Below are 1392 nucleotides of genomic sequence, written 5' to 3'. Positions count from 1 at the left end.
CCTGCGCCCGAAATTGCGTTACTAAATCTTTTGCTAGTTTTCGGTGGCTGGCGGAGTGACCTTGGTGAGGTAGTCGGCGAGGGATTTGAGGATCTCGTCGGCGGTCTTGGTCCAGGTGAAGGGCCTGGGGTTCTCGTTCCATCCGTCGATCCAGGCCCTGATGTCTTGCTCCAGGGCCTTCACGGAGGTGTGCACCCCGCGGCGGATGAGTTTGTCCGTCAGCAGGCCGAACCACCGCTCGACCTGGTTCATCCACGAGGAGCCGGTGGGGGTGAAGTGGACGTGGAAGCGTGGGTGTTTTCCGAGCCACGTCTTGATCTCGGCGGTGTTGTGAGTGGCGTAATTGTCACAGACCAGGTGGACGTCGAGGCCGGCGGGCACGGCCTTGTCGATCGTGACCAGGAACTTCTTGAACTCGATAGCCCGGTGACGGCGGTGCAGTTCCGATATGACGCTGCCGTCGGCGATATTGAAGGCGGCGAACAGGCTGGTGATGCCGTGCCGCAGGTAGTCGTGGGTACGCCGCTCGGGCATGCCCGGCATCATCGGCAGCACCGGCTGCGAGCGGTCCAGCGCCTGGATCTGGCTCTTCTCGTCCACGCACAACACCACCGCCTTCTCGGGCGGGTTGTGGTACAGCCCGACCACATCGACGACCTTGTCGACGAACTGCGGATCGGTGGAGAGCTTGAAGGCATCCTGCAGGTGCGGTTTGAGGTCGAACCTCTTCCAGATCCGCCCGATGGTGGACTTCGACAGCCCGGAGTGCTTCGCCATCGAGGCCCGCGACCAGTGGGTGTCCTTGCCCGGGGTGGACTCCAGCGTCGCCGTGAGCACGTCCTCAACCTGATCGAGCAGGATCGAGGGCGGCCTGCCAGGACGCGGCCCATCGGTCAGCCCGTCCAGCCTCAACCGGATGAACCTCGACCGCCAGCGATTCACCGTTCCCTGCGATACACCGAGTTCGGCGGCGATCTCCTTGTTCGTCCCGCCTTCCGCGCACCGCAGCACGATCTTCGCCCGCAGCGCCAGGAACTGCGCGGTCTTCGCCCGCCGCGCCCAGCGCGTCAGCTCCGCACGCTCGGCCTCGGAGAGCACCAGCTCCGGCTTGCGCCGCCCCGGCCGCGGCTCATCCACCAGGCCCGCCATCCGCCGGGCCACGAACCGCGAGCGCCACTTGCGCACCGTCTCCGTGGACACCCCGAAGTCCGCTGCTACACCGGTATTTGACGCTCCCTCCGCACAGGCCAGAACGATCCGGGCCCGCTCTGCCACACGGGCCGACACCGCACCACCCACCCAATGCGCCAGCTCCGCCCGCTCCTCGGCAGACAGCACGACTTCAACAGCACGAGGACCCCGAGACACCATGAAAACAGCCTACACACTTAG

General features: G+C 65.4%; 1 protein-coding gene. It reads right to left on the bottom strand.

The genetic code is table 11. From position 1 onward, the window contains the following. Positions 1–33 precede the first annotated feature (33 nt). The gene (locus ACFV9O_RS40435) at positions 34–1371 is read right to left on the bottom strand and encodes an IS630 family transposase (protein WP_385428093.1); all 1338 of its coding nucleotides are present in this window, start codon (positions 1369–1371) and stop codon (positions 34–36) included. Positions 1372–1392: the final 21 nt, after the last annotated feature.

This window comes from Streptomyces sp. NPDC059909 (genome assembly GCF_042730885.1).
In the GTDB taxonomy this organism is placed as follows: Bacteria; Actinomycetota; Actinomycetes; order Streptomycetales; family Streptomycetaceae; genus Streptomyces.
This window is presented reverse-complemented; position numbering and strand designations above follow the sequence as displayed.

Coding starts and splice junctions, on each gene's coding strand:
- ACFV9O_RS40435 (WP_385428093.1), bottom strand. CDS start 1,371: ATGGTGTCTCGGGGTCCTCGTGCTGTTGAAGTCGTGCTGTCTGCCGAG.